General features: G+C 62.5%; 7 protein-coding genes and 1 pseudogene. 7 read left to right on the top strand and 1 reads right to left on the bottom strand.

What is annotated here, in order from left to right:
• Window positions 1–56: 56 nt before the first annotated feature.
• From RX333_RS11640 to RX333_RS11630, 3 genes and pseudogenes are all read left to right on the top strand, one after another.
• Window positions 57–707: pseudogene (locus tag RX333_RS11640) on the top strand (Mu transposase domain-containing protein); the annotation flags it as partial.
• Entirely contained in the window at window positions 640–1,368 is a 729-nt protein-coding gene (istB, locus tag RX333_RS11635) for an IS21-like element helper ATPase IstB (RefSeq protein ID WP_316015114.1), read from the top strand. The pseudogene RX333_RS11640 and the gene istB, both read left to right, overlap by 68 nt.
• A gap of 154 nt (window positions 1,369–1,522) precedes the next feature.
• Window positions 1,523–2,014: a universal stress protein gene (locus tag RX333_RS11630; RefSeq protein WP_316015113.1), complete on the top strand. Its 492-nt coding sequence runs from the start codon at window positions 1,523–1,525 to the stop codon at window positions 2,012–2,014.
• 53 nt (window positions 2,015–2,067) lie between these two features.
• On the opposite strand, the gene RX333_RS11625 is transcribed toward RX333_RS11630, so the two are convergent.
• Entirely contained in the window at window positions 2,068–2,547 is a 480-nt protein-coding gene (locus RX333_RS11625; protein ID WP_316015112.1) for an Lrp/AsnC family transcriptional regulator, read from the bottom strand.
• Between the two features lie 171 nt (window positions 2,548–2,718).
• On the opposite strand from RX333_RS11625, the gene RX333_RS11620 reads away from it, so the two are divergent.
• The 4 genes from RX333_RS11620 (at window position 2,719) to cysW (ending at window position 6,510) form a co-directional block, all read left to right on the top strand.
• Entirely contained in the window at window positions 2,719–3,183 is a 465-nt protein-coding gene (locus RX333_RS11620) for an Rrf2 family transcriptional regulator (RefSeq protein WP_316015111.1), read from the top strand.
• 173 nt (window positions 3,184–3,356) lie between these two features.
• Complete coding sequence (locus RX333_RS11615) at window positions 3,357–4,517, top strand: sulfate ABC transporter substrate-binding protein (RefSeq protein WP_316015110.1); 1,161 nt, start codon at window positions 3,357–3,359, stop codon at window positions 4,515–4,517.
• 2 nt (window positions 4,518–4,519) lie between these two features.
• A complete protein-coding gene (gene cysT, locus RX333_RS11610; protein ID WP_316015109.1) occupies window positions 4,520–5,359 on the top strand; it encodes a sulfate ABC transporter permease subunit CysT in 840 nt (279 codons plus the stop codon).
• A 287-nt stretch (window positions 5,360–5,646) separates the two neighbouring features.
• Window positions 5,647–6,510: a sulfate ABC transporter permease subunit CysW gene (gene cysW, locus RX333_RS11605; protein WP_316015108.1), complete on the top strand. Its 864-nt coding sequence runs from the start codon at window positions 5,647–5,649 to the stop codon at window positions 6,508–6,510.
• The last annotated feature ends 2 nt before the right edge of the window (window positions 6,511–6,512 follow it).

Below are 6,512 nucleotides of genomic sequence, written 5' to 3'. Positions count from 1 at the left end.
CAGATGACCTCAGATCGTAGCTTCCGTCAGTGCCCAATTTCCGGGGAGCACCTCACTATGCCGGGCGGTTCGATGGCTTCCACGCGGTTCCCGCCTCGGTCTCGAAGACCTGCTTGGTGCGGTTCGACAACAACCGCTACTCCGTGGATGCCCGCGCGGTCGGCCGGGCCGTCGAGGTCCGCGCCTATGCCGAACGAATCGAGATTTGGCAGGACGGCAAGATCGTGGGCGAGCACGACCGTGCCTTCGGTCGCGGCAAGGACATCTACGATCCGCTGCATTACGTCCCGGTGCTCGCGCGCAAGCCGGGCGCGCTGCGGAACGGCGCACCGTTCAAGGGCTGGGAGCTGCCGCTGGCAATGCGACGCGTGCGGCGCAAGCTCGGCCGCGTGCCGAATGGCGACCGCCAGATGGTCGAGATCCTCAGCGCGGTCCTGACCGACGGGCTGGACGCGGTAGACGCGGCCTGCGCCGAGACGCTGAGCGAGGGCGTTCACTCGTCCGCCGTCGTTCTCAACATCCTCGCCCGGCGCCGGGAGCCCGGGCCGCCGCTGACCATCACGACACCGGACGCGCTGCGTCTGAGCTGCGAGCCGGTCGCCGATTGTAGACGCTACGACAGCCTCAGGAGACCGGACCATGGAAAGATCGCAGGTGCTGGACGTGATGGGCCAGCTCAAGCTCTACGGAATGAAGGCGGCCTATGACGAAATCATCGCCACCGCCGTGAAGCGACAGCACGAGCCGCAGAAGATCGTCGGCGATCTACTGACCGCCGAGATCAGCGAGAAGCAGGCGCGCTCGATCAAATACCAGATGACCATTGCCAAGCTGCCGCTGGCCAAGGAGATCGACGAGTTCGACTTCGAGGAGACGCCGGTAAATGAGACCCTGGTCCGCGACCTCGCGGGCGGAGACTTCCTTGAGCAGCAGCGCAACGTCGTGCTGATCGGCGGGACCGGAACCGGCAAGTCGCACCTCGCCGTCGGCATCGCCCGAGCCTGCATCCGAAGCGGAAAGCGCGGCCGCTTCTTCAACGTCGTCGACCTCGTCAACAAGCTCGACGCCGAAGCGCGCGCCGATCGTCAGGGCCGCACCGCCGATCTGCTCTGCCGGCTCGACTTCGTCATCCTCGATGAGCTCGGATACCTACCGTTCGCTCAGACCGGCGGACAGTTGCTCTTCCACCTGATCAGCCGCCTCTACGAGCGCACCTCGATCCTGGTGTCGACAAACCTCGACTTCGGTGAATGGCCGAGCGTCTTCGGCGATGCCAAAATGACCACCGCGCTCCTCGACCGGCTCACACACCATTGCGACATCGTTGAGACCGGCAACGAAAGTTGGCGCTTCAAAACCCGAGCCTGAGCCCCAGAACATCGCTGGCCCGATCCGGTTGCGCTGTATGATGGCTACACCGCATCGGGCCAGCTTCCGGTGCGCTCAGAGGGGTCAATCTTCAACGCCGATAGGGGGTCAGAATTGGACGCCGATTGACACCGAAAAGGAAGGTGACGCCGAGATGATCCTGATCGGCAAGCGCGGCGAGGCCGCCGACTTCGCCAAGGGGCACCTCGGATCGAACCTGGAACGCGTCGTCCGTGCTGCGTCGAAGCCGCTATTCATCGCCTCCCGGGCGTTCCAGCCAATCGGAAAGGTTCTCATCGCCCACGACGGTAGCGCGAGCGCTATTCGCGCCGTCGACTACGTGGCGCGCTCTCCACTCTATACAGGCCTCGGGATCAGGATCGTCACGGTCGGGTCCGAGACGGAGGCGGCGAAGAAAGGGCTCGAAGATGCGAAGGCACTGCTTTCGGCTAAGGGACTCGATGGGGATACCGGCGTCTTGCCTAGCCAGCCCGAGGAGGCCCTTGGCAAACTCATTGAGGAGGCGGAGTTCGATCACTTGGTCATGGGCGCCTCCGGTCACTCCCGACTTCGGTCGCTCTTCGTCGGCTCGACGAGCATGGAGATGATCCGCACGTGCAAGGTGCCGATCCTGCTGGTGCGTTGACGATATGGATGAGCTAACGGATGACGAGCTACGGGTCCGCTAACACGCTCAAGTTATGATCGCTCGGCGGCTACCAGCGAAAGGGGAAGAGCAGAGCTCACCGCAACGCGCTCCATAGCAAAGAGCGAGTTGACGGCCCTTAGCCTGACCCTGGTCGTAAGCTCTCCATAAAGAGCGTCGAAGGCCGCGGTATCCGGCACAACGATGCGCAGAAGAAAATCATAGCTTCCGGCAAGCCGGTATACATCACGGACTGCCTCGAGCATCGAAAGCACCGAAACGAACTCCGCGCGCCACTCTGGCGTGTGCTCCATGGCCTCGACCATGACGAAAGCCGTCAAACCAAGGCCGAGCGCATCCGGATCGAGGAGCGCCACTCGAGCCTCGATCGTTCCTGCCGCTTCGTGCTTCTGGATGCGTTTCCAGCATGGGGTCTGGGACAGACCCACATGCTCGGCAATCCGCGCGATCGGGGTGGTGGCGTCCCGTTGCAGAAGGTCCAGGATCTTCAGGTCGATCCGATCGAATCTCATTCTGCGCCTCCTTCGCCATAAGGACCGTGATGCGACGAGTCGGGCGAGCATGACATGATTCACATAAATGTCGATCATGTTTATCGTGTTTACGGGTTGAGTCTCGCTTTCTGTGATCAGCTTGTTAAAGTCGACCATGTTGGTCGCACTTCCCAAGGAACATCGTTCAGGATGATAACCCACAAGACGAAGTATGCGCTGAAAGCTCTCACGGTTCTTGCCGATGAGAAGGCCGACGATGCCAACGCCCTCAGAATCGAGGAGATAGCGAAGCGCTCGGGGGCACCGAAGCGGTTCCTCGAACACATCCTGCTCGATCTGAAGCGCGCCGGATTGATTGGCAGCCGCCGTGGCCGGAAAGGCGGCTACGAGCTGATTAAAGAATCCCGCCGCATCTCGTTGGCAGAGGTGCTTCGGTTGATCGACGGTCCGCTCGCTCCGCTGCCGTGCCTGTCGCAACGCGCCTATCAGCGCTGCGAGAATTGTGACGAGGCGACATGCCGGGTTCGGGCCGTCTTCGGTGGTTTCTACTCGACATACATCCTGATGATCGAGTCGCTGACGTTGGCGGATCTTCAGGAAGACTCCCGCCCCTTGGAGCGCTTCGGCAGCTTCGAGGCGTCTGCGGGAGAATAATCTTCTCTTTTTGCGCTCAAAAAGAGCGTGAATATGCTTTTGATAATCACGACTAAGTCTGTCGTTATTTGTGTGTCAGGCGGCGCTGGCGTGGGTCCTGCATCCCACGGATGCGCTTCGCGCCCCGCCGGCCTGGCACGAGAGTTCGACAGGCTTCAGCGAAGGGCGATGACATGTTTCGCAACGATCTATCAGGCACCGATGACTCCCGAGGTGCGGGCGCCGTCAGAACGAGGAGAGGCGCGGGCGTCGAAGCAACGACTTCGCCCCGAGCGCTCGTGGCGGCAACAACCGGTAAGAACGCTTCAGCCGGCGGCGTGGACCGCCGCGGGTTTCTCGCCGCCATAGCCATGATCGGTCTGGCCATGGGCGGAGCAGCGCCGGCTCTTGCCCAGCAGCAGATCGAGATCCTGAACGTCTCCTACGATCCGACGCGGGAGTTCTATCGGGCCTACAACGCGCTCTTCATCGAGTGGTGGACGGCGCAAGGCAATGATGCCGTCACCGTCCAGCAATCGCATGGCGGCTCCGGCGGGCAGGCCCGGGCGGTCATCGACGGTCTCGAGGCGACTGTGGTGACCCTTGCGCTATCGGCCGACATCTCGGCGGTCGCCGAGCGCACCGGCAAACTGCCCGGGGACTGGCAGTCGAGCCTGCCGCACAATTCCTCGCCCTACACATCGACCATCGTATTCCTCGTTCGGGATGGGAACCCGAAGGGCATTTCCGACTGGGAAGACCTGACGCGGGAGGACGTGCAGGTGATCACGCCCAACCCGAAGACCTCGGGTGGAGCGCGCTGGAACTTCATGGCCGCTTGGGCTTGGGCACAGGACGAATTCGGCGGCGATGAGGAGAGAGTGCGTGACTACATGTCCGATCTTTATCTAAACGTGCCCGTGCTCGATACCGGAGCGCGTGGTTCGACCAACACCTTCACGCAGCGTGGAATAGGCGACGTGCTGCTCGCATGGGAAAACGAAGCCTTCCTCGCGCTCGCCGAACAGGGCGAGGACGCCTTCGATATTGTCGTGCCATCTGTGTCGATGCTCGCAGAACCGCCAGTCGCACTCGTTGACGGCAACATCACCTCCGACGCACAGCGCGAAGCGGCCCAGGCCTATCTCGAACATCTCTACAGCCCCGAGGCGCAGGCACTCGCGCTGAAGCATTATTACAGGGCTTGGGACACATCCGCTGCGGCACAGGAAGATGTCGAAAGGTTCCCTGAGGTTCAGCGCCTGTCGATCGACAATTTTGGCGGTTGGACCGAAGTGCAACCCGAGTTCTTCGGTGAGGGCGGCATCTTCGACCAGATCTATGCGGAGCAGTGACGATGAGGGCGAGCATCCTGCGCTCGCCCTCACCCCTCCCGGGGTTTGGGCTGAGCTTCGGCATCATGATGGCCGTGATGAGCATCGTGGTGCTTCTGCCGATCGGCGCGCTTCTGGGGCGAGGTCTATCGATCGGACCGGCGGATCTCTGGGAAATGATTAATTCCCGTCGCATCTGGGCGGCACTTGCGCTCTCTTTCCGTGCGGCCTTGGTCGCGTCGCTCTTCAACCTCGTCTTCGGCCTGCTGCTCGCGTGGGTTCTGGTGCGTTACCGCTTCTGGGGCCGCAGCCTGATCGACGCGTCCGTGGACCTGCCGTTCGCGCTGCCGACGGCCGTGGCCGGTATCGCACTCACCGCTCTCTACGCGCCAAACGGTGTCTTCGGGCAGGTTCTGGCGCCCCTTGGGATCAGGATCGCCTATACAGAGCTTGGCATTTGGCTCGCGCTGATCTTCATCGGACTGCCTTTTGTGGTCCGCACAGTCCAGCCCGTCATCGAAGAGCTTGACCGGGAAGTGGAGGAAGTCAGCGCGACCCTCGGCGCCCGGCGCGCCTATACTCTGCGCCGGGTGATCCTGCCGACCCTCACGCCGGCTCTGCTAACGGGCTTCGCGCTCGCGCTCGCCCGCTCGGTCGGGGAATACGGCTCGGTCATTTTCATCGCCGGCAACCTGCCGTTCCAGACCGAGATTGCGCCGCTCCTCATCGTGATCCGGCTTGAGGAATACAACTACGACGCCGCCGCCGCGATCGGCATCGCCATGCTGGTGATTTCTTTCGCGATGCTACTGCTCATCAATCTCATCCAAATCTGGAGCAGACGGAGGATCGGTCTTGCCTAATATCGTCAGGAACCAATGCGCGTGCCGCCTCGACAGGCAGGTTCCCGCGGGCGCAAGAATCTTTCTCGCTGGCCTCATAGGGTTCGGAGGATGCGCCTTGGCGCTGATCGTCCTCTCTGTCACCGGCAGCCGGGTCTGGACATTGCTGACGTGGCTGCTGGCGAGCCCGATAGGCCTTGTCGGGTTTACGGCTCTGCACGCAGTCCGGGAACATCTGGCACGCGGTGCCTGTCTCGATGCGAGGTGCCGGTTTCGCGACCTCGTCCATCCCAACTGGAGAATTGTGAATGTCTGGGGCATCTCTCATCCATGCCGAACATGCGGCAACCGAGCCGCGCCTGGCGCGCCGTGTGCTGATCGGTATCGTCATCGTTCTAATCTCGATCCTTCTCTTCGCCCCTCTGATCGCCGTCTTCACGGAGGCGATGAGGCAAGGTGTCGGCGCGGCACTCGAGGCGCTGACGCTGCCCGAGGCCCGGTCCGCCATCCAGTTGACGCTCATCGTCGCGGCCATCGCGGTGCCACTGAACGCGGTGTTCGGAATCGCGGCCGCCTGGGCCATCGCCAAGTTCGACTTCCGCGGCAAGGCGTTCCTGATCACCCTCATCGACCTGCCGTTCTCGGTCTCGCCGGTGGTCGCGGGCCTGTCGCTGGTGCTGCTCGCTGGCGCGAATTCCGAGTTTGGCGCCTGGCTCGTGGCGAACGACATGAAGATCATCTTCGCCTTCCCCGGGATCGTGCTTGCCACGATGTTCGTGACCTTTCCCTTCGTTGCGCGCGAATTGATCCCGGTGATGATCGAACAAGGGCGCGCTGAAGAGGAAGCAGCCCTGACGCTCGGAGCGAGCGGCTGGCGGGCTTTCTTCACGGTGACGCTGCCCAACATCCGCTGGGCCCTTCTCTACGGCGTGCTCCTCTGCAATGCGCGCGCCATGGGAGAGTTCGGGGCGGTGGCCGTCGTCTCCGGCAAGATTCGCGGCGAAACGACCACCATGCCGATCATGATCGAGATGCTCTACAACGAATATCTCTCCGTCGCCGCATTCTCCCTGGCGGCGGTCCTGGCGCTGCTCGCGCTTGTCACCCTTGCCCTCAAATCCGCTCTCGAATGGCGTCACGCAGATGTGCTGGCCGCCACGCGGCGTCACTGAAA

The sequence above is a fragment of the Roseobacter sp. HKCCA0434 genome (assembly GCF_032464675.1).
Classification (GTDB): Bacteria; Pseudomonadota; Alphaproteobacteria; order Rhodobacterales; family Rhodobacteraceae; genus Pontivivens.
Note: the sequence above shows the minus strand (reverse complement) of the source record. Positions and strands in the feature narration are given on the sequence as shown.

What these genes read in the sequence shown, in the direction of transcription:
- cysW (WP_316015108.1), top strand. Translation starts at nt 5,647, where the DNA reads ATGTCTGGGGCATCTCTCATCCATGCCGAACATGCGGCAACCGAGCCG.
- RX333_RS11630 (WP_316015113.1), top strand. Translation starts at nt 1,523, where the DNA reads ATGATCCTGATCGGCAAGCGCGGCGAGGCCGCCGACTTCGCCAAGGGG.
- istB (WP_316015114.1), top strand. Translation starts at nt 640, where the DNA reads ATGGAAAGATCGCAGGTGCTGGACGTGATGGGCCAGCTCAAGCTCTAC.
- RX333_RS11625 (WP_316015112.1), bottom strand. Translation starts at nt 2,547, where the DNA reads ATGAGATTCGATCGGATCGACCTGAAGATCCTGGACCTTCTGCAACGG.
- RX333_RS11615 (WP_316015110.1), top strand. Translation starts at nt 3,357, where the DNA reads ATGTTTCGCAACGATCTATCAGGCACCGATGACTCCCGAGGTGCGGGC.
- cysT (WP_316015109.1), top strand. Translation starts at nt 4,520, where the DNA reads ATGAGGGCGAGCATCCTGCGCTCGCCCTCACCCCTCCCGGGGTTTGGG.
- RX333_RS11620 (WP_316015111.1), top strand. Translation starts at nt 2,719, where the DNA reads ATGATAACCCACAAGACGAAGTATGCGCTGAAAGCTCTCACGGTTCTT.